Annotated in this window: 22 protein-coding genes; 8 read left to right on the top strand and 14 right to left on the bottom strand. The window is 72.2% G+C overall.

The window, feature by feature from the left end:
* Nucleotides 1–113 precede the first annotated feature (113 nt).
* Both ACFY0D_RS06695 and ACFY0D_RS06690 read left to right on the top strand, forming a co-directional pair.
* The gene (locus ACFY0D_RS06695; RefSeq protein WP_301374250.1) at nucleotides 114–437 is read left to right on the top strand and encodes a hypothetical protein; all 324 of its coding nucleotides are present in this window, start codon (nucleotides 114–116) and stop codon (nucleotides 435–437) included.
* A complete protein-coding gene (locus ACFY0D_RS06690; protein WP_390797308.1) occupies nucleotides 434–643 on the top strand; it encodes a hypothetical protein in 210 nt (69 codons plus the stop codon). Before ACFY0D_RS06695 ends, ACFY0D_RS06690 begins: the two co-directional genes overlap by 4 nt.
* Nucleotides 644–723: 80 nt before the next feature.
* Here the strand turns inward: ACFY0D_RS06690 and ACFY0D_RS06685 are convergent, their stop codons facing one another.
* From ACFY0D_RS06685 to ACFY0D_RS06675, 3 genes are all read right to left on the bottom strand, one after another.
* Complete coding sequence (locus ACFY0D_RS06685) at nucleotides 724–1698, bottom strand: NAD(P)H-binding protein (RefSeq protein ID WP_390797307.1); 975 nt, start codon at nucleotides 1696–1698, stop codon at nucleotides 724–726.
* Nucleotides 1699–1759: 61 nt separating this feature from the next.
* Complete coding sequence (locus tag ACFY0D_RS06680; protein ID WP_390797306.1) at nucleotides 1760–1975, bottom strand: I78 family peptidase inhibitor; 216 nt, start codon at nucleotides 1973–1975, stop codon at nucleotides 1760–1762.
* A gap of 87 nt (nucleotides 1976–2062) precedes the next feature.
* On the bottom strand, nucleotides 2063–3427 hold the full coding sequence (locus tag ACFY0D_RS06675) for an AMP-binding protein (RefSeq protein ID WP_390797305.1): 1365 nt from the start codon (nucleotides 3425–3427) through the stop codon (nucleotides 2063–2065).
* 183 nt (nucleotides 3428–3610) lie between these two features.
* Between ACFY0D_RS06675 and ACFY0D_RS06670 the strand changes: the two genes are divergently transcribed.
* A complete protein-coding gene (locus tag ACFY0D_RS06670; RefSeq protein WP_390797304.1) occupies nucleotides 3611–3829 on the top strand; it encodes a hypothetical protein in 219 nt (72 codons plus the stop codon).
* Nucleotides 3830–3859: 30 nt separating this feature from the next.
* Here the strand turns inward: ACFY0D_RS06670 and ACFY0D_RS06665 are convergent, their stop codons facing one another.
* A complete protein-coding gene (locus tag ACFY0D_RS06665) occupies nucleotides 3860–5371 on the bottom strand; it encodes a glutamate synthase subunit beta (RefSeq protein WP_390797303.1) in 1512 nt (503 codons plus the stop codon).
* A 151-nt stretch (nucleotides 5372–5522) separates the two neighbouring features.
* On the opposite strand from ACFY0D_RS06665, the gene ACFY0D_RS06660 reads away from it, so the two are divergent.
* The gene (locus ACFY0D_RS06660) at nucleotides 5523–6005 is read left to right on the top strand and encodes a hypothetical protein (protein WP_390797302.1); all 483 of its coding nucleotides are present in this window, start codon (nucleotides 5523–5525) and stop codon (nucleotides 6003–6005) included.
* Nucleotides 6006–6157: 152 nt separating this feature from the next.
* Here ACFY0D_RS06660 and ACFY0D_RS06655 read toward each other — a convergent pair whose 3' ends face one another.
* The 3 genes from ACFY0D_RS06655 to ACFY0D_RS06645 all read right to left on the bottom strand — a co-directional run bounded on the left by ACFY0D_RS06655 (nucleotide 6158) and on the right by ACFY0D_RS06645 (nucleotide 9142).
* Complete coding sequence (locus ACFY0D_RS06655) at nucleotides 6158–7354, bottom strand: glycoside hydrolase family 64 protein (RefSeq protein WP_390797301.1); 1197 nt, start codon at nucleotides 7352–7354, stop codon at nucleotides 6158–6160.
* A gap of 153 nt (nucleotides 7355–7507) precedes the next feature.
* Nucleotides 7508–8506: a linear amide C-N hydrolase gene (locus tag ACFY0D_RS06650; protein WP_390797300.1), complete on the bottom strand. Its 999-nt coding sequence runs from the start codon at nucleotides 8504–8506 to the stop codon at nucleotides 7508–7510.
* A 39-nt stretch (nucleotides 8507–8545) separates the two neighbouring features.
* Nucleotides 8546–9142, bottom strand: a complete 597-nt coding sequence (locus ACFY0D_RS06645; protein ID WP_390797299.1) for a hypothetical protein — start codon at nucleotides 9140–9142, stop codon at nucleotides 8546–8548.
* Nucleotides 9143–9397: 255 nt separating this feature from the next.
* Between ACFY0D_RS06645 and ACFY0D_RS06640 the strand changes: the two genes are divergently transcribed.
* A complete protein-coding gene (locus ACFY0D_RS06640) occupies nucleotides 9398–10510 on the top strand; it encodes an ABC transporter substrate-binding protein (protein WP_390797298.1) in 1113 nt (370 codons plus the stop codon).
* A gap of 84 nt (nucleotides 10511–10594) precedes the next feature.
* Here ACFY0D_RS06640 and ACFY0D_RS06635 read toward each other — a convergent pair whose 3' ends face one another.
* The 7 genes from ACFY0D_RS06635 to ACFY0D_RS06605 form a co-directional block, all read right to left on the bottom strand.
* The gene (locus tag ACFY0D_RS06635) at nucleotides 10595–10753 is read right to left on the bottom strand and encodes a hypothetical protein (RefSeq protein WP_390797297.1); all 159 of its coding nucleotides are present in this window, start codon (nucleotides 10751–10753) and stop codon (nucleotides 10595–10597) included.
* 33 nt (nucleotides 10754–10786) lie between these two features.
* Nucleotides 10787–11749 carry an FAD binding domain-containing protein gene (locus ACFY0D_RS06630; RefSeq protein WP_390797296.1) on the bottom strand — a complete coding sequence of 321 codons (963 nt, stop codon included), beginning with the start codon at nucleotides 11747–11749 and terminating at the stop codon, nucleotides 10787–10789.
* Nucleotides 11746–14310, bottom strand: a complete 2565-nt coding sequence (locus tag ACFY0D_RS06625; protein ID WP_390797295.1) for a molybdopterin-dependent oxidoreductase — start codon at nucleotides 14308–14310, stop codon at nucleotides 11746–11748. Before ACFY0D_RS06625 ends, ACFY0D_RS06630 begins: the two co-directional genes overlap by 4 nt.
* Before the next feature lie 214 nt (nucleotides 14311–14524).
* The gene (locus ACFY0D_RS06620) at nucleotides 14525–14863 is read right to left on the bottom strand and encodes a MerR family transcriptional regulator (RefSeq protein WP_301374226.1); all 339 of its coding nucleotides are present in this window, start codon (nucleotides 14861–14863) and stop codon (nucleotides 14525–14527) included.
* Between the two features lie 424 nt (nucleotides 14864–15287).
* A complete protein-coding gene (locus ACFY0D_RS06615) occupies nucleotides 15288–15632 on the bottom strand; it encodes an SCO5918 family protein (RefSeq protein WP_390797294.1) in 345 nt (114 codons plus the stop codon).
* A gap of 28 nt (nucleotides 15633–15660) precedes the next feature.
* The gene (locus ACFY0D_RS06610; RefSeq protein WP_390797293.1) at nucleotides 15661–17178 is read right to left on the bottom strand and encodes a DEAD/DEAH box helicase; all 1518 of its coding nucleotides are present in this window, start codon (nucleotides 17176–17178) and stop codon (nucleotides 15661–15663) included.
* A 333-nt stretch (nucleotides 17179–17511) separates the two neighbouring features.
* Complete coding sequence (locus tag ACFY0D_RS06605) at nucleotides 17512–17715, bottom strand: cold-shock protein (protein WP_004986771.1); 204 nt, start codon at nucleotides 17713–17715, stop codon at nucleotides 17512–17514.
* A gap of 485 nt (nucleotides 17716–18200) precedes the next feature.
* Between ACFY0D_RS06605 and ACFY0D_RS06600 the strand changes: the two genes are divergently transcribed.
* The 3 genes from ACFY0D_RS06600 to ACFY0D_RS06590 all read left to right on the top strand — a co-directional run bounded on the left by ACFY0D_RS06600 (nucleotide 18201) and on the right by ACFY0D_RS06590 (nucleotide 22127).
* Nucleotides 18201–20912, top strand: a complete 2712-nt coding sequence (locus ACFY0D_RS06600; RefSeq protein WP_390797292.1) for a sugar-binding domain-containing protein — start codon at nucleotides 18201–18203, stop codon at nucleotides 20910–20912.
* Between the two features lie 110 nt (nucleotides 20913–21022).
* The gene (locus ACFY0D_RS06595) at nucleotides 21023–21439 is read left to right on the top strand and encodes a cytidine deaminase family protein (protein WP_390797291.1); all 417 of its coding nucleotides are present in this window, start codon (nucleotides 21023–21025) and stop codon (nucleotides 21437–21439) included.
* 70 nt (nucleotides 21440–21509) lie between these two features.
* Nucleotides 21510–22127, top strand: coding sequence for an HAD-IA family hydrolase (locus ACFY0D_RS06590; RefSeq protein ID WP_390797290.1), 618 nt, complete (start codon nucleotides 21510–21512; stop codon nucleotides 22125–22127).
* The last annotated feature ends 382 nt before the right edge of the window (nucleotides 22128–22509 follow it).

The following is a 22509-nucleotide window of genomic DNA, read 5'->3' as shown; positions in this document are numbered from 1 at the left end:
CCCGTGGACCGAGCACCGTCCGAGCCCGTCCGTCCAGGCGCATCCGCATCCGGAGACCCCGGAATGCCCGTGCGCGGGACGGCCGGCAGCAACAAGGAAGTACGGGAAACACCTTGCGCACCACGCACAGAAGTCTCGCCCTGGTCATGGCCACGGCTGCCTTCCTGGTATCGGCACCTGCCGCTCACGCAGTCGATGTGATCCAGGAGAACAACATCAAGAACTGCTACCTGGGCAAGAAGAAGGACGCCGCGGCCTGCGAGCGGCTGCTGTCCGTCCGCCCGATGAACCAGCGGGCCAAGGACTGTCTGCTCAAGGCCGGCATCGGTGGGGCCGCCGCCCTGATCGTGGGACGCGTCAACAAGGACGCCGCGAAGAAGATCGCCACCAGTGTGGTGGCGGGCGGGGTCACCGGCTGCCTGAGCGGGCTCGTATGAGCACCGCGCTCCGGTGGGTGGCCAAGGCCGCCGTCACCGCCTTGGGCGTGCTGTTCCTGGTCCTCGTACGCGTGCTGGCGGGCCCGCCCTATGGGGCCGAACTCCTCCTGACCGCGGCCGTGGCGGCCGCCGGCGCCTGGGCGTGGTCACGGATCGACGCCGCGGAGCCCCGGCCGGCAAAGACACAGGCGGCCGCCCGTCACTGAACGGGCCCCGGTCCGGGGCGTGTCTGCGTCGCTCGCAGGCACGCTCCGGGCCGGGGGCCACCGTTGGGTCTGGCATCGGCTCAACGGAAGAGGTGGACGTGTTCCTCGGCCCAGTCGTCGAAGGTGCGGGGAGGGCGACCCGTCAGATCGGCGAGTGCGGGGCGCTGGTCGAGCGTCCACTGGGTGAGTTCGTCGAGGTGGAGGGCGTACTCGCGGAGTGCGAAGAGGGTGACCTCGATGCCGTCGTCGGGCCAGCCCTGCGCGCGCCAGGCGTCGCGGCCGGCTTCCGGGGTGAGGTCGACGGCGGTGATCGGGCGGCCGGTGGCCCGGGCGATGCTTTCGAGGCGGTCGCGGGTGGCGAGCGGCGGCCCGACCGCTTCCAGGACCGTGTGCACGTGGTCGGCGGTGCGGAGTGCCGTCGCGGCCACGGCGGCCAGGTCCTCCTCGTGCACGAAGGGGTAGTGGCCGTCGTCGAGGAACGCCTCGCGGACGGTCCCTTCGCGCCGCACGGCCTCGGGCCAGTCCGATCCCGTGGCCGGATAGGTGCCCTCCAGGACCGCGCCCATCACCGCAGAGGGCCTGATGTGCGTCCATGCCATCCCGGCCGCCTCGACGGCCCGTTCGACGGCCCGTTCGACGGCCCGTTCGACGGCCGGCCAGAACCAGGTCTCCGGCGGGTACGCCGCCTCGTGCCCGGGCCCGTGCGAGGAGAGCGTGACGACGCGCCGTGTACCGGCCGCGCGAGCGCGGCCCAGGACTTCCCGGACCGTGGCGGGTACCGCACCGGCGAGGAAGAGAGTGTCGGTGCCGGCGAAGACCCCGGCTTGCTCGGCGGGTCGGGTGACGGAGCCTTCGACCACCTCCGTGCCCAGGGGCCAGTCCGCAGCCTGCTCGGGTTCGGCGAGGACGCGGACGCGGTCACCGGCCGCGAGCAGGCGCCGCGCGAGGCGTCGGCCGACGACTCTAGCGGAGATCTTGCGCCGCCTTCCCCGGTCCGGGGGAAGGCGGTTGCGGATCCGGGGAACCGACCCTGGCGGCGATGGGCGATGCGGCACAGGCCCTCCCCGCGGTGGGGGCAGGAAACCGGACACGGCGCTGTTCGCCACCCGCTCGGGGTCAGCCGCTCCAGGCCCTGCGCACTCTGCCGTCCTCGACCTCGAAGTTCAGCCTGCCTTCGAGGTGTTCCATGGTCAGCATCGTGCCGGGCGGGACCGTGCGCACCGTCGTCCAGCCGCGCGCCCGTGCCCGGTGTTCCGCCTCGTCGGCGAGGAGCCCGGTGTAGTGCGCCGGATCGTCGGCGGCGGGTGAGGCGGCGGAAGAGGAAGCGGTCATGGCTCCCACCTGCCCCACCGAGGTGCTGCGCATGCCCCCACCCGTCCAGGAGGTGTCTTTCGGATCTTGCCTGACCCGCTCCCGCCTCTACTCCCCGTCCAGCAGGAGCCGCTTCTGCGGCTTGCCCATCGCGTTGCGCGGGACTGCGGCGATGAAACGAACCTCACGCGGCCGCTTGTGCGCCGACAGATACGTGGCGACGAAATCGGTCAGCTCGGCGCCCGTGACCCCCTCGGCGACGACGAAAGCGACGATCCGCTCCCCCAGGTCGGCATCCGGCACACCGATCACCGCCGCCTCCCTCACGCGCGGATGGTCCAGCAGTGCGTTCTCGATCTCACCCGCCCCGATCCGGTAGCCACCCGACTTGATCATGTCCGTGGACGCACGGCCCACGATGCGGTGCACACCGTCCCCGTCGACGGCCGCGATGTCACCCGTGCGGAACCATCCGTCCTCCGTGAAGGCGGCGGCCGTCGCCTCCGGTCGGCCCAGATAGCCCGAGAACAAGGTCGGCCCCACCAACTGGAGTTCACCGATCTCGGCGCCCGGCTCGGCGGCGATGCGCGTACGGATTCCCGTGAGCGGGGTGCCGACCGCGCCGGGGCGGACCTCACCGCCCGCCCGCCCGCTCACGGTGATCAGGGTCTCCGTCATCCCGTACCGCTCCACCGGCCGGTGCCCGGTCAGCCGTTCCAGATCGCGGAAGACCGGGGTGGGCAGGGCCGCGCTCCCCGACACCAGCAACCGGGCCCTCGACAACGCGGCCGCCGCCTGCGGGGCGGCCGCGATACGCGACCACACCGTCGGCACCCCGAAGTACAGGCTCCCCCCGGCCTCGGCAGCCTCCGCATACGCCTGCGGCGTCGGCCGGCCCGTATGGACCAGGCGGCTCCCCGTCCGCAACGCTCCGAGGACACCCAGGACCAGCCCATGGACGTGGAACAGGGGCAGCCCGTGGACGAGCGTGTCCTGTGCGCTCCACTCCCAGGCATCGGCGAGCGCATCGAGGTCAGCGGTGATCGCGGCAGTGCCGAGGACCACGCCCTTGGGGGCGCCGGTGGTCCCGGAGGTGTAGAGGATCAACGCGGGATCCTCGGATACCGCCGTCGGCACGGTGGGTGCGGCCGATGCGGCGGGTGCCCGGCGGGCGAAGTCCACCTCGATGGGACGGGCGCCGGAGTCCCGCAGAATGTGATCACGTTCGGCGGGCCCGGCATCGGGAGGCAGCGGCACGCACGGCACTCCGGCAAGCAGTCCCCCGACCACCGCGGCGACGGTCTCGAGCGAGGGCGTAGCCGTCACCGCGAACGCGCGCACCGGGCCGAGGGCGGCCAGGTCGGCGGCCACCGCTCCGGCTGCACCCAGAAGTTCCTCGTAGGAAGCAGTGCGACCCGCGACGCTGACAGCGTCCGCGCGATCCCCGAAAACACCCGTCAGGGCGGTCAGCATGACGGCAGCTCCGATCAGCGACGAGCAGAAACGACCCGGTCAGCCTACGGTGGCGCCACGGCCCGCTCCGCACCTGTCGACGACGGGACCGGTTTCCTTCGTTTTCTCCGGATCCACGGGTTTCCGGGGCCGGGCTCCGGGCACGCGCCGACTGGGGGTTCCGACGTACAGGAAGGATCCGTCATGGACGACCAGGGAGGCGCCGGCGGCGCCCCGCTCCACGACCACGACGACGAGCAGAGCCGGCGCAGGGCACCGCACGTCGCGCCCCGCTCCACGGCGCCCCGCACGGGCGAACCGGCCGTACGGGCGGCGGACACGGACGAGGCCAGCCGTTTGGACCGGCCGGGCGACGACAGCGGGTCCCGGCGCGAAAGGCGCCGGCCCGGGCGTGAGCACTGACAGCCACAGGCGTACCGCACGGGTGGCTCCTCAGAGTCCGTACCGCATGCGGCCCAAGGCCGTCATCGGCCGGTCATGCGCGGCGACCGGTGCCGGGAGGCAGGTGGAGCCGGTCAGGTAGCGGTCCACGGCGGCGGCCGCCGCGCGGCCCTCGGCGATGGCCCACACCACCAGCGACTGCCCCCGGCCCGCGTCGCCCGCGACGAACACTCCCGGCGCCCGCCCGCCGACCGCCGCGAAACCGGCGTCGCGCGCGAAGTTGCCGCGCTCGTCGAGGTCCAGGCCCAACTGCTCGCACAGTCCACCGGCCCGCTCGGGGCCCGAGAAGCCGAGGGCCAGCAGGACCAGGCCGGCCGGTATGACCTGCTCGGTGCCCGCCAGCGGGCTGCGGGCCACCGGCTCGACGGCGGTCAGGTGCAGCGCCCGTACCCGGCCCGCGGCGTCCCCCTCGAAGCGCAGGGTGGCGCAGGCGAACAGCCTGGGGTCCCGGCCCTCGCGCCCGCGGGCCTCTTCGTGGGCGTGGGAGATCCGGTACGTCCTCGGGTACACCGGCCAGGGCTCGTCGTCGGTCCGGCCCGCGCCGGGCTCGGGGTTGATGTCGAGCTGGAGCACGGAGACCGCGCCCTGCCTCAAGGCGGTCCCGAGGCAGTCGGAGCCGGTGTCACCGCCGCCCACGACGACCACGTGTCTGCCTTCGGCAGTGACGGGGGATACGGGGTAATCGCCCTCCCGCACGCGATTGGCGCAGGTCAGGTAGTCCATGGCCTGGTGGATTCCTTGCAGCGAACGGCCGAGCACCGGCAGCTCCCGGCGCTCGCCGGCTCCGATCGCGACGACGAGGGCATCGCAGCGGCTCCGCAGCTCGTCCGCCCCGGCACCGGTCGCGCCGCCGACGTCCGTGCCCGTGGCGAACATCGTGCCCTCGGCGCGCATCTGCTCGATGCGGCGGTCCAGGTGGGCCTTCTCCATCTTGAACTCGGGGATGCCGTAGCGCAGCAGTCCGCCGATCCGGTCGGCCCGCTCGTGGACCGTGACGCAGTGCCCGGCCCGGGTCAGCTGCTGCGCTGCGGCCAGTCCGGCCGGACCGGAGCCTATGACGGCCACCGTTCTGCCGCTGCGCTTCTCCGGCGGTCTGGGCACCATGTAGCCGAGCCGCAGGCCCTCGTCCGCGATCGCCTGCTCGACGTTCTTGATGGTCACCGGGTCGGCGTTGATCGTGAGGACACAGGCGTCCTCGCAGGGGGCCGGGCAGAGCCTGCCGGTGACCTCCGGGAAGTTGTTGGTCGCGTGGAGCCGCTCGTACGCGGCATGCCAGTCGCCGTGGGCGGCGTACGCGTTCCACTCGGGGATGAGGTTTCCCAGGGGGCAGCCGGTGTGGCAGAACGGTATGCCGCAGTCCATGCAGCGGTCGGCCTGCCGGGAGACGAGCGGCAGCAGCGCCTGGCCCGCGTAGACCTCGCGCCAGTCGCTGAGCCGTTGCTCGACGGGGCGGGCCGGCACGGCCTCGCGGGGGGTCCTGAGGAAGCCGAACGGATCGGTCACGCGCCGCCTCCCTGGATCGTGGGCGCGGCAAGGTACACGGCCCGCGCACCGTGTCACTCGCACGCGCGTTCTGTGGCGGTTCAGCCAGATTACGCCGCCTGCGCGGCAGCGCCCTGGGCGACCGAGGTGAGCGACCGGGCGGGTGCGGACGGTGACGACCGGCGGCACCCTGGGCAGGCGGGTTTTGGCGAGCCAGGGCATGTCAGTGACTGGTGGCAGGGTGCCGGCTGAAAACGGTCCCGGCGTTGTGGTGATCTACCGCAACCTGGTCGGCGACTACGGCACCGACTGCCTCCTCACTCATCCGGGCCGGAGTGATGCCCGGCAGATCGCCGGATGGGAAGGAGATCTCGCGGGGACCGGGCTGACATGGCATGAACTGGTCCGCCTCGCCGACAGCCCGTCCCCCGCGGCCGAAGGTGTCGAGGACACGGCCGCCCGCCTGCTGCTGGTCCTTCCCCTCCTTGCCGAGTCCGACGTGCCGGCGTCGGCACCGGCGAGGCTCCGCGCCGCCCTGTCTTCGGCCGGAGCGCCACAGGACACCGTCCGCCGTGCGGCGGAGCATCTGCTCACCCACCTGACGAGAAGATCGCGCCACGACGCCACTTGGGGATCGCCCCTGAGCGGCAGCTGAAGGACCGGCCAGAGCTGCCGGTCACCCCATGGGCTCGCGCGTCGGCACGACCTCGCCCCCGCCGGACGGGCGAGCGGGCCGCACAGCGAACAGCCACGTCCGCGTTCGCATCCGCATCCGCATCCGCTCGGTGAGCACGTACGGGACCGCCGTCAGTTGAACGGTTCCAGCGTCATGAAGGCCTCTTGCGGGTTGCCGTCGTGCACCAGCGACTCGTGGGCGCCCACGTCGTCGAAGGCGAAGCCGTACGCCTTACCGTCGGCCATCTGTCCGTGGATGATGCGGGAGTAGTGGTTGGTGACGGCGTCACGGTAGAAGCCGGCGTCGTTCGGGTCGGGCTGGGCCGGGTTGGTCAGAAGCGTCGACCGGTTGAAGCCCGCGCACAGGGTGCGGGAGATCGGGCCGCGGACCTGGTCGTTGGGGGCGTCCAGCAGCTTGTAGCAGCCGAAGACGCTGTCCGAATCCGGCTTCTGGAAGCTGGTGACCACCGCTCCCGAGCCGTTGGTGAAGTTCATGACGTTGCCCGAGACCCGGCCGTAGTACTTGGTGCCCGGTTGGTTCACGAAGGGCGTCACGGTGAGCGTGGAGGAGCTGTACTTGCTCCAGACCCGGTTGATGTAGTCGTTCATCACGCCGGCGGGGATTCCGCCCGCCTCGATGCCGTGACCGGGCGAGAGCGCGCGCAGCGGCGTGCCGTCGGAACGGGTCTGGATCAATCCGCCCCAGCCGGCCGAACGCAGTTGGCCGAAGACGGCGTTGTAGCCGCCCGGCTTGAGCCGGCCCGTGTTCGTGACCGTGCCGCCGGCCGCCTTCACGCCCACGGCGTACGGAGCCGAGAACATGTCGACCTGGGTGCTGTTGATCCACAGCCCGGCATCGTTGAGCGTGTACTCGGACCAGTTGAACAGGACGGTGCGGTTGGGGTCGGACGGGTTCTGCACGGCCGGCTGCACGAGACCGCCTGTGCTGAGCTTGAAGACGATCTTCTGGCCTATGGAGAAGTAGACGCGTCCGGAGAACTTGGGCATCCGGATCGTCTTGGTCTGCCCGTTGGCCGGGCCCGTGATCGATGCGTCGGGCGCGGGGGTGGGCGGATTGCCTCCCACGGGCCAAGGGTGGAATCCGCCGTTGGCGTCGGCCCAGCCCTGCCGGCCGGTCGTCAGCTGCGTGCCCAGGTTGTACACGTATACCGGCTCGCCGCGTCCCGAGCTGTTCTTGATCGTGAGCGGGATGGTCGCCGGTACGGCGTCTGCCGCCGATGTCAGCGGACCGAGAGCCATCAGACCGGCGGCGACCACCAGGGCCGAGAGCCCTGACGCAAGCACTTTCGATAAACGGAACACGATCATCCTCCTTGTGGGGGCACCTGGCAGTGGGGGGGAGGTGCGGCGCTCCCGTGCCCATGAGTTGACGGCCGAGAGCGCTCTCAGCCTCGGCCTGCGTTCAACTTCTGTCAATGGAACCGACCGCCTCGACACAGCCGGGCGAGCCCTGCCGGACCGTCAGAAGGGGGCGGGCGCTCGCTCGAACCTGTCCGAGACGTCCCCGACGAGGTCGATCCCCTCGGGGCGCAGCGTCATGACGGGAGCGCCGGGCGAGAGGTCGAAGCGGTCGATCTCGGCCCACAGGAGGTTCGGGCTGGTGGCCAGTTCGAAGAAGTACCGCTTGCCGGTGAGATCGCAGACGGTGCGGTACTCGGTGTTGTAGGTCTTGAACCTCCCCTCGCGGTACGGCGCGCCGAAGGGCACCGACGCGTTGCGGGTGACGGCCAGGATCGCGGCGACCGCCTGCCGGTCGTCCGCCGGCTCGGGCAGCAGTGAACCGAAGTAGGCGGCGCGCTGGAAGCGGTCGACCGCGTTCACGTTTCCGGGCAGGGGGACCTCGCTGCTGGGCCGGTCGTGGCCGAGCCCCTGCACGGCACGCACCTTTTCCCGCAGCAGGCGGAGTTGTTCCTCGTAGGAGGGTTCATTGGTCATGATCGTGTAGCTGCGGTCGTGGTGCACCCGCCGTTGGCCCGCGATGTACTCGATGATCGCGGAGTCCCCCGACGCGTCCTCCAGGGCCACGTGCACCGAGGCCTGGAAGCCGCGCACCTCGACCGGCACCAGCTGGCAGGTGTCGAGCAGGTCCAGGGCTTCCTGCACGGTGCGCGCGCGGTCCAGCAGGTACTGGATCCACAGGGCGATCTGGAGTCCCGGCCGGCTGGGGTCGCGGGGGCCGAGGTCAGTGCTGTCCAGGTACAGCATGTGCGCTGCGAGGCCGGCTTCGTTGATGCCGTCGGCCGTTCCGGCACCGTAGACGGTCGTCACGAGACTGCCGAATGCACTCGTCCACAGCAGGGGGTTGTCGCCGACGACGGTCGCACTCCCCAGTGTGCCGCCGTTGCGTTCGAGCCCCCGGGGGAACACCGTCAGGACCGGCTCCGTCGATTCCGGCCAGTCCATCGTCCGGCCGGCGAGAACGGCGTGGCTGTTGGTGTTCCACAAGATCCGCGTGCACATGGGTGAATCCCTCGTCCCTCTCTACGTGAGCCGCGCGCCTCAGCGCGCTCGCGCGGCCGAGGCATGCGTCCGGCCGGCGTTTCCCGAACGGGCGCGGGCCCGGTCGCGGAACCACGCGCACACCCCCACCAGCACCGCCACCCCGACCCCGTACACCGGCAGCCACAGGGTCGTCGTGGCCGCCAGACACTCGGCAACGGCCTTGCGGGCCTGCTCCTCCCGCGCGAACGCGACGGCCGGCCCGTCACTGGCGGCCAGGTTCCCGAGCACGGCCTCCGCCTGGAGGGCCGCGTACCTGCCCATCAGCACGCAGTCGCCGCGCGTGCCCGGCATCGGGAACAGCCAGGCCCGGCGCTGCAGCAGGGGGGCCAGTGCGATCGCCACGCACAGGCCGACGACCAGCGAGTACGCAACCAGCCCCCGCATGTACGGCGAGCGGAGGCCGGGGGCCCACTGCGCCCGTCGCTGAAAGGCGAGCATCACCGCGAGCAGCGTCACCCCGATGAACGTGGCGAACCACTGCCACGAGCCCTGGGCGAGCGCGAACGTCAGCACCGCGGCAAGTCCGATGCCGATGACCCCGGGAGTGGGAAGGCCATCGGCCGCCGCGGCGGTGACCGGCCTCGTCGTGGTCACTCGCGGTCCGGAATCACTCACAGGCCTCTCCTGCAGGGCGGGGTGACCCAGCATGCGCCGCGGGACGCCGCGGCCCCGGTTGCCATGCCGTACGCATCCTGTTACCCCGCCCGGATGGCCCGCGCACCCGGCCGGCGGCGGGCTGCAGGGCGCCGGAGCCGGCCAGGTCCTGCTCGGCTACGCTCGGCGCCACTGACGATCATTGCGCGGTCCGGGAAAACCGCGTCCGGACCGCCCCTCGGGAGACGCCGAAGCATGCACACGCCACCATCGCCGCCTGGGGCGGAACGTACTGACGGATCGTCCGTCCGGATCGGCGCTCTCGTTCCGCTGACCCGGCCCGGCTGGGTCGAGGCGGGCCAGCACCTGCTCGCCGGGATCGAGCTGGCCGTTCGCGAGGTCAACGACGCCGGCGGGATCGGTGGAAGGCCGCTGGAGCTGCTGGTCCGGGACACCGCGGCCGATCCCCAGAGGGCCGCGGCGGCCGTGGACGAGTTGGCTCGCCTGGGCGTGGCTGCTGTGGCGGGCGAGTACCACAGCGTGGTCGCCCGCGCCGCTGCCGCCCGGGCCGACGCCCTCGGGCTGCCGTTCCTCTGCTCGTCAGCGGTTCTCGACGCGCTCACCGAGCAGCCGACGCAATGGGTCGCGCGTATCGCCCCGGCACAGTCCCACGGCTGGCAGATCTACGCGGACTTCCTCCTCGGCGCGGGGCACCACCGCATCGCCGTGGCGACGCAGCCGAGTGTCTACTGGGCGTCCGGGGTCCGCATCCTGCGGGAGTACCTCGCTCCGCGCGGCGGCACCGTCGTCGAACTCGACGTGCGCGCCCTCGATCCCGCCGCGGTGTGCGACGAGCTCGTCGGCCACCGTGCGACGGCCCTCCTCCTTCTGGTCGGCCACCCGGACCCGGCCGTGCCGATCGTCCGGGCCGTCCGCCGTGACCGGCGTCTCGCCGGGATCCTGATCGGCGCTCCGGCCGGGCAACCGGAGTTTCCCGAATGGGCGGGGCTGCTGGGTGGTGACGGCGCCGCGATCCCGTTCCTGCGCTACCTGCCGGAAGTTCTGGGCCCGCTCGGTGCACGCGTCGGAACGGCCCTCCGCGAACGGCTGGGCCAGGCACCCTCCTTCGTCGCCTTCGAGGGTTACGACACGGTCCTCGTCCTCGCCGAGGTGCTGCGTGCCCGCTTCGCGGACGAGGCGGGCGCCGCCGAGCCCTGGTCGCGCGTGGCGGTCGAAGGCACCCGCGGGCAGATCCGGTTCTCCCGTACGCCAGGCATCGGCGTGCGGCAGTGGACCTGGGCTCCCACCCAGGTCGTCGATCGTGACCCGGCGGAGCCTGATCGCTTCCGGATCCTGCACGCCGGCTGAGAGGCACGAAGCCGAGTACGCGGAGCGAGGTGTCCGAGCGGGACCGGCGCACCGCCGATGGCGACGAGCCCCAGGGTGCTCAGGTCAGTAGACCATCCAGGGGCCGCCGAAGAGGACACCGAGGACGTACTCCACCCCGAGGCTGACCAGCACGAAGAGGATGAGCATCAGCACCGTGACCACGGCGAATTGACCAGCGGGATGCCTGAGGACCCGCTGGCGGAGCGGGCGCCGGATCGTCATGCCTCCATCTTGCCCTGCCGCATCCGAAGCGCTCTAGGGGGTGGCCGGGCCGCCGAGGGCCTGTTCCAGGACTTCCAGGACGGTGTTGCCGAACAGCCCGGCCTTGTAGCCGGTCTGCGGCAGCGGCCGGCAGCGGCCCCGGACCGTCGCTGCGGCCGCGGCGAGGACGTCGGGGGTGGCCTCGCGGCCGATCAGGGCGGCCTCCACCTCCGTGAGCCGCAGCGGTACGCGCGCCACCCCGCCCGCCGCGACGGCGGCGTGCGTGACGGTGGAGCCGTCGAGCACCAGCCGGGCGGTGGCCTCGACCAGGGGCCATTCGGCGTGGGCCCGGCTGATGGCCCGGTGGCAGGCGGCGCGTTCGCCGGGCAGGGGCGCGGGCAGGTCGACCGCGGTGAGGATACGGTCCGGCCGCAGCAGGTGGTCGGCGTGCGAGAGCCGGTCGCCGTCCCCGTACAAGCCGGCGACACCGCGCGGGGATTCGCCGTGGACGTGGACCTCGGCGTCGTAGGTGAGCAGGGCCATCGCGAGGGTGGACGGGTGCGGGGCGACGCACGGGCCGTTGCCGCTGACCACGCCGAAGTGGTGGTCGCCCTCACGCGCGGGGCAGCCGGTGCCGCCCTTCTGGAGGCAGCTGAAGTGAGGATTGCGGAAGTACCAGCAGCGGTTGCGCTGCAGCAGATTGCCGCCCACGGTGCCGGCCGCGCGGATCTGCGGAGTGGCCGCGGTCCCGGCCGCCAGGGCCAGGGCCGGCCAGCCGGCGCGTACGCGCGGATCCGCGGCCAGCTCGGCGAGGGTGGTCAGGGCGCCGATCCGCAGCCCGCCGCCGGGCAACGGCGTGCAGCCGCGCAGGTGGCCGACGCCGCCCAGGTCGGTGAACGGCCCCGGAGAGACGCCGCTGCGCTGGCGGGCGGTGGTGTCGGTGCCACCGGCGCGCAGCTCCCCGCCGCGGGCCTGGACGGCGGCCGAGAGGTCGGTGAGGGCGGTCTCGGTGCTCACGTACCCAGTCCTTCCAGGAGCCGGTCGGGGCGGATGGGCATGTCGTACGGGCGCCAGCCGGTGGCGTCGTGGACCGCGTTGGCCAGGCAGGCAGCGGTGGGCAGGGTCGCGATCTCGCCGAGGCCGACCCCGCCGCCGGGCACGTGCTCGAAGCCCTCCTGGTGGAAGTGGACGGTGATCTCGGGGGTGTCCCCGATGCCGGGGATGCGGTAGTCCTCCAGGTTCTCCGTCAGCACCCGCCCGGTGGCCGGGTCGGTGCGCCGCTCCTCGTACAGGGCGTAGCCGACGCCCTGTACGACGGCGCCCTCGCACTGGCTGCGGGCGAGGCGCTCCTCGTGGATCCGGCCGGCGGCGATGCCGCTCCACACGCTCAGCGGGCGGACGCGGCCGAGCCGGGTGTCCACCTCGACTTCGGCGACCTGCACCGATCCGGTGAAGCCGCGGCCGATCGCGACGCCGCCCATGGTGAAGGGGATCACGTAGCCGCGGCGGTCGCGGGGGCGGCGGCCGGTCACCCGTACGCCGTGCGCGGTGTCCAGCCGGGCGGCCAGGTCACCGCCGCCGAGCGCGTCGCGCAGCCGGGCGGCGGCGTCCGTGGCGGCGGGCACGAGGGAGGGTGTGGTGCGGCTGCCGCCGGAGGTGGGGCCGTGTACGGCGTCGCTCCGGCCGACGTCGGCGCGCACCCTGTCCTCCGGCAGGCCGAGTGCCGCGGCGACGGCCCGGCGCAGCACGGTGCGTGAGCCCGTGCCCATGTCCTGCACGGCGCAGCGGGCGACGACGAGCCCGTCCTCGACGGTGAGTTCGACCTCGGTGACGGGGTCGAGGAAGTACATCCAGTTGGCCGCCGCGACGCCGACGCCCCGGCGGAAGCGGCCGGTGCCGCCGCGGGGGCCCGACCAGACCGGGAGCGCGGCTGCCCGGTCGTACAGGGCCTGCCGCTTGGGGTTGCCGTCCCAGCGGCGGCGCAGGGCGATCGGGTCCTGGCCGAGCCGGTGGGCCATCTCGTCGACGGCCTGCTCCAGCGCCCAGCACATGGTGGGGCCGCCGGGGCCGCGGAACGGGGCGCCCGGCGGACGGTGGGTGACGGTGTCGAAGTCGCGGAGCCGGCGGGGGGCCTTGCCGTACATGAACCGGGCCAGTGCCGCCACGGTGCCGCCGACCGAGACGCCGCCGTCGTTGTCCGCGTCCATGGCCAGCGCGCTCAGATCGCCGGACTCGTCCGCGACCATCGCCAGCCGGATCCGGGTGCCGGGCCGGTATCCGCCGTCGGTGAGTTCCTCGTCCCTGTCGAGTACCACCCGCACCGGGGCGCCGTGCAGCCGGGCCAGCTCGGCCGCGGCGACGACGTCGGAGGTCAGTCCCATCTTGCAGCCGAAACCGCCGCCTACGTGGACGGCCCGTGCCACCACCCGTTCGACGGGCACACCGAAGCGTTCGGCGGCGAGCTCGGCCGTGCGTTTCACGGACTGGGTGGACACCTCCAGGTGGAGGGTGCCGTCGACCCACTCGGCCAGGCAGGCGTGCGGTTCGAGCGGGGTGTGCGTCTGTGCGGCGGTCGTGAACACGCCCTCCACGACCCGCTCGGGGTTCCGGCTGCGGGCCTCGGTGATACGGCGCACGGCCGTGGCGGGGCGTCTGCTCATGGCGGACGGGCCCCGGAGGTTGCCGCGCCAGCGGGCGGGCACCAGCTGCGGGGTCTCTCCGGAACCCGGTGCCCGCTTGCGTGCCGCCTTGTCCGCGTAGACCGGCGGGCCCTCGCCGGTGCGGGCCTGGCGTACGTCCAGGGCCGCCGGCAGCACCTCGTAGTCCACGGTGACGCGCGCGGCCGCCGCCCGTGCGGAGGCCCGGTCCGGCGCCGCGACCGCGGCCACCGGCTGCCCTACGTACCGCACCACGCCGTCCGGGGGCAGCAGCGGTACCAGGGGCAGGTCCCCGGCTTCGAGGGAGCGTACGTGCGCATGCGCGTGCGGCGAGCGGATGATCACCCCTTCCAGCAGCCCTTCGGGGCGCAGGTCCGTGGTGTACCGGGCCGATCCGTCGGCCTTCTGCGGGGCCTCGACGCGCGGGACCGCCGGCGCCTCCCCGGTGGGCGGAGCCGTGTCGTAGTCGCCGGAGCAGGCCGCGGCCACCGCGCTGAAGATCCCCTCGTACGCACCGCACCGGCACAGGTGGCCCGCGAGCGCGTCCGCGATCTGCTCGCGCCCGGGCCGGGTGCGGCCGTGGGCGGCTCTCCACCGCTCGAAGAACGCCGCCGCCTCGACCACGAACCCCGGGGTGCAGTAGCCGCACTGGAGGGCGTCCTCGCCGGCGAAGGCTCGCCCGACCGGGTGGCCGGACAGGCCCTCCACGGTCGTCACCCGCCGGCCGGCGAGCGCGACCGCCGGGGTCAGGCAGGAGACCCGGGGTTCGCCGTCGACCTGGATCGTGCAGGCCCCGCACACCCCGCCCGCGCAGACCAGTTTGGTGCCGGTCAGACCCAGCCGGTCCCGCACCACGTCCACGGCGGCCGGGTCGTCGTCCACGTCCACCGCGTGCCGGGTGCCATTGACCTCGAACTCCACGAGACGTTCTCCTCACCGCGGGGCGGCGTGCGTCGGACCTCGCGCTCGCCTTCACGCTCCTTGATATCCCGCCTGCGGCTCCGGCGCAGTTCGGCGCGCGACCGGCCGGGCCGTGGGTGTCGGGGAGCTCTGCGCGCAGAGCGGACCGGAACGGGCTGCACCGGGGCGGCTGCTTCCTCACGTACCGGGGCGCGGGACGAGGAGCGGTCGGCGCTCAGCGGGAATCGTCGGGCGTGGCGGTCGCGGCGCGGCGGAACTCGGCGTTGATGCGCTGGGCTTCTTCGAGCTGGTCCTCCAGGATGACGATGCGGCAGGCCGCTTCGACCGGGGTGCCCTGGTCGACGAGCTCCCGGGCGCGGGCCGCGATCCGCAGCTGGTAGCGGGAGTACCGGCGGTGCCCGCCCGGGGAGCGCAACGGTGTGATCAGACGGGCCTCGCCGATGGCGCGCAGGAAGCCGGGGGTGGTGCCGAGGAGTTCGGCGGCCCGGCCCATCGTGTAGGCGGGGTAGTCATCGTCGTCCAGCCGGCCGCCGAGCGAGTCATCCGCTGTCATCTGCACCTCTTCTTAGAACGCGTCGAAGGGCCTTGGTGCCGTACGGCACCAAGGCCCTGAAGGGAATTCAACACCATCTGTCGGCCTCAGTGCTGCGCCGACTTCTGTTTCCGCGGTCGCGCCCGGGAGACGGGCGGGAGTGCGGGGATCGCGAATGCCTGACCGGGGACCACCTGCCGTTCGGGGGTCGTGCGGTACCCGGGCCGTGTGCTGCTGCCCGGGCGATCCTGATGGCGTCTGCCTCCTCCGTTTCTTCGCTCAGCGGTATGCGACAAACCCTAGGCACGCCAGAAGCAGATGTCTACCGTGACGGAGATAGATTTTCTTTGTTCGACGACGAACGATCTTCTCTCGAACAGCACGTGAGGGCCCGACCGGACGTGCCGGTCGGGCCCTCAGGTGGTGTGCCGATGGTGCTGTGCGGTCAGACGGAAACCGATACGGGCTCGGGCGCGGGCGCGGGCTCACCGAGCATCGCCGAGGCCCGCTGGAGCGGGGTCAGACGGGGCGTGGAGGTGGGCGTGGCGGGTGCCTGCGGCAGGCCGCGGCACGTGAAACCGAGCAGGGTCATCGCCCGTACGACCTCCGCGGCGCTGAAGTCGCGGCGGTCCTGGCGGGTGATGACCTGGCCGACCTGCTTGACCGGGTAGTGCCGGCGTCCGATGATCACGGACTCACCGTCGACGGGCTCGGGCTTGACGCCCTTCATCGACTCCAGCACCCCGCTCTTGGTCAGGTCGAAGGGGAATCTGGCGATGACGACGCGCATGATGCCTCACAAGGGGAAGAAGAAGGGTTCACGCTACGGCGTCGGCGGCGGACTGCCGTGCCGGCCTGCGCCGGGCGGCAGCCGCGGCGGGGCGGCGCCGGCTCCGCGCGGAGGGGCCGCTGCGCTCACGCCGCTCCGCGGCCGGGGCGGTGATGACGACCGGGATGCCGGAGGGGGCCTGGGCGCCGGTGATCCGGCTGAGGGCCTCTTCACCGGAGCGGACCTGGGTGGTCTGCGGGGTGATCCCGGCGGCGGCCATGAGCCGCACCATGTCACGGCGCTGGTTCGGGGTGACCAGGGTGACGACGCTGCCGGACTCGCCGGCACGGGCGGTACGCCCGCCGCGGTGCAGATAATCCTTGTGGTCGGTGGGCGGGTCCACGTTGACGACCAGGTCGAGGTTGTCGACGTGGATGCCGCGGGCCGCGACGTTCGTGGCGACGAGCACGCTGACGTGCCCGGTCTTGAACTGTGCCAGGGTGCGCGTGCGCTGCGGCTGCGACTTGCCGCCGTGCAGGGCGGCGGCCCGCACTCCGCTGTTCAGCAGGTGGCTGGTGAGCTGGTCCACGGCGTGCTTGGTGTCCAGGAACATGATGACGCGGCCGTCGCGCGCCGCGATCTCGGTGGTGGCGGCGTGCTTGTCACCGCCGTGCACGTGCAGCACGTGGTGCTCCATCGTGGTCACCGCGCCCGCGGAAGGGTCGACGGAGTGGACGACCGGGTCGGTCAGGTAGCGGCGCACCAGCAGGTCGACGTTGCGGTCGAGGGTGGCGGAGAAGAGCATCCGCTGGCCCTCGGGGCGCACCTGGTCGAGCAGGGCGGTGACCTGCGGCATGAAGCCCATGTCGGCCATCTGGTCGGCCTCGTCCAGCACGGTGACGCCCACCTGGTCCAGCCGGCAGTCCCCGCGGTCGATGAGGTCCTTCAGCCTGCCCGGCGTGGCGACGACGACCTCGGCGCCGCCGCGCAGCGCGCCCGCCTGCCGCCCGATGGGCATCCCGCCGACGACCGTGGTCAGCCGGAGCTTGACCGAGCGGGCGTAGGGGGTGAGGGCGTCCGTGACCTGCTGGGCCAGCTCGCGGGTGGGTACGAGGATCAGTGCGAGCGGCTGACGGGGCTCGGCGCGCCGACCGGCCGTACGGGCCAGCAGGGCCAGTCCGAAGGCCAGGGTCTTGCCGGAGCCGGTCCGCCCGCGGCCGAGCACGTCGCGGCCCGCCAGGGAGTTCGGGAGGGTGGCGCCCTGGATCGGGAACGGCACGGTCACGCCCTGCACGGTGAGGGCGGCGAGCAGTTCCGCGGGCATGGCGAGGTCGGCGAAGGCCTCGACGGCGGGCAGTGCGGGGGTGATCGTCTTGGGCAGGGCGAATTCGCCCTGCAGCGCGGCGGGCCGGCGGCCGTACCCGCCCGAGCGGCTCGGGCCACCGGAGCGGCTCGGACCACCGGAACGGCTTGGGGCGGAACCGCCGAAGCGGCCGCCGCTCTTGCCGGATCCGGCCGCGCTGTTGCGCGTACGGGCGAATCGGTCGTTGGTGCGCGTGCGGTTCATGCGGAACCTTCCTCGATACGGCGCATATCAAGGAATTCCCGCGGGCGTGCAGTGCGCGGAGAATTGCAAGAAACGGGCCGAATGAAAATGCGAAGCGAACCTGCCCGGCCGGAGTTCCTGGCGGGTACAGGTACGGAAAAAGAGGTGACGCCGTCAGGGCGCACAACCGGCGTATCGGCCGGGGCGTGATCCGCGTACGGAGGACTGCGGATTCCTGGGCGCCGTCCCCGCAGCCGGCACCGGGTGGGCGGGGCGGGGTGGGACGGAAAATGCGTGCAGCTGGGGCCCGCACCCCGAAGGATGCGGGCCCCAGCTACGAAGTGCGCGTCAGCGTCAGGCGGGAACGATGTTCTCGGCCGTCGGGCCCTTCTGGCCCTGCGCGATGTCGAAGCTGACCTTCTGGCCCTCAAGCAGCTCGCGGAAGCCCTGGGCGGCGATGTTCGAGTAGTGGGCGAACACGTCGGCGCCGCCACCGTCCTGCTCGATGAAGCCGAAGCCCTTTTCCGCGTTGAACCACTTCACGGTTCCAGTAGCCATGTCATATCTCCTTTGGGGCAGTGCATCGGAATCCACACTGTGTGGACTCCGTGTCGCCGCAATGATTACCCCGCCCGATAATGACCGGAAAAGTAAAAGTACTCCCAGGGGGTGTAGACACCTGGTGGGGGCACTTGAAGTTTTGGGAACCACAACTGCAACTGAGATCGACAGTAGCACGAATCGAGACCCCGTGTACGGTGAAACATTTCACTTCGCCCGCTGCAGGAAAAAGCCTCACTGCGTGGTTCGTCTAATTCTCATCGCGCGGACACAGATATTGACCGGCCGCCGGTCGATGTACGTCCGAGGGGGCGTGGGCGTGCGGCTCGCCGTACGGCCGTGACCATCCGTCCTGCGGGTCGGGTGGGCTACGGTCCGTTACCTGATCTTCGCGTCAGGCGGACGTCCGACCAGCTCCCCCGGAGACCACCGTGTCCCAACTCCCCCGCCCCGCTCACACCCGGCGACTCCGGGCGGCCGCCGTGGCTGTGGCCCTGCTGGGTCTGCTGCTCGCCCCGGCCGCCGTACCCTCGGCCGCGGCCCCCCGCCTCACGGCCGGTCCGGGTTCCGCTCCCACCGCGACGGCGGTGGCGTCCGGCGGGACCGCCGCGCTGACCGGGTACGCGATCCGGTCGGCGGCCGAGGTCCCCGACACGGCGGCCGCCGTGTCCACGCCCGGCTATGCGACGACCGGCTGGCACCGGGCCGGGCCCCGCTCCACGGTGCTCGCCGCCCTGGTCGCCGACGGCACGCACCCGGACCCCTTCTACTCCACCGACCAGCAGCGCATCCCGCGCCGTGACTTCGCCGGTCCGTGGTGGTACCGCAGCGACTTCACGCTTCCCGACACCTCGGAGCGCACCTCGCTGGACTTCAGCGGGGTGATCTCCGCGGCGGACGTGTACGTCAACGGCCGGCAGGTCGCCTCGGCGGCCGAGGTGGCCGGTGTGTACACGCGCCACGAACTCGACATCACCGGTCTGGTGCGGGCCGGCACCAATACGGTCGCCTTCCGGATCCAGCCCAACGATCCGCGCAAACACCTCACACTGGGCTGGCTGGACTGGCTGCAGCCACCGCCCGACGCCAACATGGGCATCGTCCGTGATGTCCTGGTGCGCCGCCGGGGGCCGGTTTCGCTGCACGACGCCCACGTGGTGACCAGCCTGGACGTGCCGTCCCCGGAGGCCGGCCCGGCCGAGCTGACCGTGAAGGCGCGGGTCCGCAACGACTCGCAGGAGGCCGCCACCGCGACCGTCACCGCCGCCATCGGCGGTACCGGGATCGTGCTGCGCGAGGACGTCCTCCTGCGCGCCGGGGAGACCCGCACGCTCGTCTTCGCCCCGGACCGCCACCGGCAACTGCGCCTGCAGCGGCCCGCTCTGTGGTGGCCGGCCGGCATGGGCCCCCAGAACCTGTACGGACTCCACCTGACGGCGACGGTGGCCGGCAGCCGCTCGGACTCCGTCCGCCACGCTTTCGGCATCCGTGACGTGAAGGCGCCGCTCGACTCCGCCGGCGCCCGCCGGTACACGATCAACGGCCGCCCCCTCCTGATCCGGGGCGCCGGCTGGTCGGCCGACGAGCTGCTGCGCTGGGACACCACCGCGGCGGAGGACCGGATCAAGGCCGCGCTCGACGCGGGTCTGAACACGCTCCGCCTCGAAGGCCATATCGAGCCGGACGAGTTCTTCGACCTCGCCGACCGGCACGGAATGCTGATGCTGCCCGGCTGGGAGTGCTGCAACAAGTGGGAGGGGCCGGTCAACCCCACCGGTACGGGCGAGAAGTGGAACGCCGCCGACCGCCTGACCGCCCGGGCCTCCATGACCGCCGAGGCCGCCCGGCTGCGCGGCCATCCCAGCGTCCTGTCCTTCCTCATCGGCAGCGACTTCGCACCCGACGCCGGGACCGAGCGGGACTACCTCGACGCCCTGCGCGCCGCCGACTGGCCCACCCCGGTGGTTCCGGCCGCCTCCGCGGTCACCACGGCCCTGAGCGGTCCGTCGGGCATGCGGATGACGGGACCCTACGACTGGGTCCCGCCCTCGTACTGGTACGACAAACGCGAGGGCGGCGCGACGGGCTTCAACTCCGAGACGAGCGCCGGACCCTCGATCCCCACCCTCGACACCCTGCGCCGCACGCTCTCGCCGGCCGAACTCGAAACCCTGTGGAAGTCCCCCTCCGCCCCGCAGTACCACCGCTCCCCCTCCCGCACCTTCAGCACACTGAAGCTGTTCAACGACGCCCTCACACGCCGCTACGGCGCGCCGCGCAGCCTGCGGGACTACGTGGCCAAGGCTCAGCTCGGCCAGTACGAGAACGTCCGCGCCCAGTTCGAGGCCTACGCCCGCAACGCCACGGACTCCACCGACCCGTCGACGGGGCTCGTCTACTGGATGTTCAACAGCGGCTGGACCTCCCTGCACTGGCAGCTCGTCGACCGCTACCTCGACCAGGGCGGTGCCTACTACGGCGCGAAGAAGGCCAACGAGCCGCTGCACATCCAGTACTCCTACGACGACCGGACCGTGGCCGTCGTCAACCGCAGACCTGACGCCGTTTCCGGCCTCACCGCCCGGGTCACCCTGTTCGGCACCGACGGGGCCTCCCTCTACGACCGCACCGTGCGCGGGCTGCGGGTCGGCGGCGACGGCGCGCGGACCACCGCGGTCACCGTTCCCGCCGTCGTCGCCGCCGCGGACGGGCCGGATTCAACGTACCTCGCCCGGCTCACGCTCACCGACAGGGCCGGCCGCGAGGTCAGCCGCAACGTCTACTGGCTCTCCACCCGTCCCGACGTTCTGGACTACGACGCCACCGACTGGTACCACACTCCTACGACCGCCTACGGCGACCTCACCGGCCTGAACTCCCTCGCGGCCGCCGCCGTGACCGCGACCGCCCGCACCACGCGCCACGCCGGCTCGCACTCCACCACCACGGTCACCATCCGCAACACCAGCAGCGGGAACACGCCCGCGCTGCTGACCGATCTCCATCTCGTCGACGGCCGGGACGCGCCTGTGCTGCCGGTCCGCTGGAACGACAACCAGATCAGTCTCTGGCCCGGTGAGAGTGCTGTCCTGACGGCTCATCACCGAACGGCGGCGCCGGCCGGTACGGCGCTCCGGGTCCGGATCTCGGGCTGGAACACACCCACCACCCACATCACTCCGACCTCCCCGTAACCGGGACGGCCCGCCCCGGGGGCCAAGTCCGCCATGCCCTCCCGATATTCGCTTGCGCACCATCCGTCACTCGCGCCAGCGTCGGTCGACACCGAACGAAGGCAGAGCCGATGACCACCGCCCCTCCCCACCCCGTCGACCACGAACTCATCCGGGCCGCAACCCACATCGCGCGCACCCGGTGCCACGGCGACAACCACACCGTGGCTGCAGCGGCCCGTGCCCGGGACGGCCGGATCATCACCGCCGTGAACGCCTACCACTTCACCGGCGGCCCCTGCGCCGAGCTGGTCCTCATCGGTACCGCGGCCGCCCAGGGCGCGTACGTACTGGACACGATCGTCGCCGTGGGCGACCGTGAGCGGGGGATCGTTCCCCCGTGCGGCCGATGCCGCCAGGTCCTTCTCGACTACTTCCCCGCCATCGAGGTCGTCGTCGGCACGGACGACCGCCCCCGGACCCTCTCCATCAGCGACTTGCTCCCCGAAAGCTACGTCTGGGCCGACCACCAGCTCGACACGGCCTGAACCCCCGTACGCGATCGAGCAGTTCCGGTGGCTCCACGGGGTCCGGATTCGGTCTGGCAGGATCTGCATCATGAGTGATGAACCGTTCGACGCCGTGCTCTGCGACTTCGACGGGGTCCTGCGCCTGTGGGATCCCGATGGGATGGCCGCGCTCGATCGGAAGGCCGCACTGGCCGAGGGCACCCTCGCGTCGGCCGCGTTTCGCCCCGAGCTCCTGGACGCCGCCGTCACCGGTCGCATCAGCGACGAGCAGTGGCGCCGGCGCGTCGCGGAAGACCTTGCCGAGGCCTGCGGATCAGCGGCCCTGGCTCAGGATCTCGTCCGCGGCTGGACGGCGCTGACCGGCCGCGTCGACACCGCTGTCCTGGAACTCCTGACCGCGATCCGCCGCCGGGTGCCGGTGGTTCTGGTGTCGAACGCGACCACTCGGCTGGAGGCCGATCTCACCGCGCTGGGGCTGGCCGGCGCGTTCGACGCGGTCGTCAACACCGCCCGCACCGGGTTCGCGAAACCCGATCGGCGGGTCTTCGAGGCCGCGGCAGAAGCGGTGGGAGTGAAGCTGCAGCGGTGCCTGTTCATCGACGACACGCCTGGACACGTCGCCGCGGCACAGGCGGCCGGACTGACCGGAATCCACTACACGCATGTCGATCAGCTGAGGCGTGCCACCGCGCTCCTGCGATCGTGACCTGCGCTGCTGTTCCGGTCCGGGACGGCCCCGGGCATCGTGGAAACGGGTGGACGGGCGCCTCGGCGTGATCGAGGATTCCCGGCATGACGACGTGAAGAGCACCGGCCGGGCGGCGGGATTGACGCAGGGTGGGGACCTGGGGCACGGTCCCCGACGGGGACCGGCGAGTCTGCGTCGCCTGTGGGACGCCCGTCCGCTCGTACCAGTACCGCTACCACCCGCCCGGGTCCGCCCTGTTCGAGCGGTGCATCGGACTCGCCTGGTGTTCGGGGTGCCGGATCCACTCGGGGAACATGGTGTACATCCACCGGAAGCGAGTCCTCGTCGACGCCCTCGCCTCGCTCCCCTGCGAACAACGTGAACCTATCGCCCGTTCGGA

This window comes from Streptomyces sp. NPDC001502 (assembly GCF_042894785.1).
GTDB classification, from domain to species: domain Bacteria; phylum Actinomycetota; class Actinomycetes; order Streptomycetales; family Streptomycetaceae; genus Streptomyces; species Streptomyces kutzneri.
This window is presented reverse-complemented; position numbering and strand designations above follow the sequence as displayed.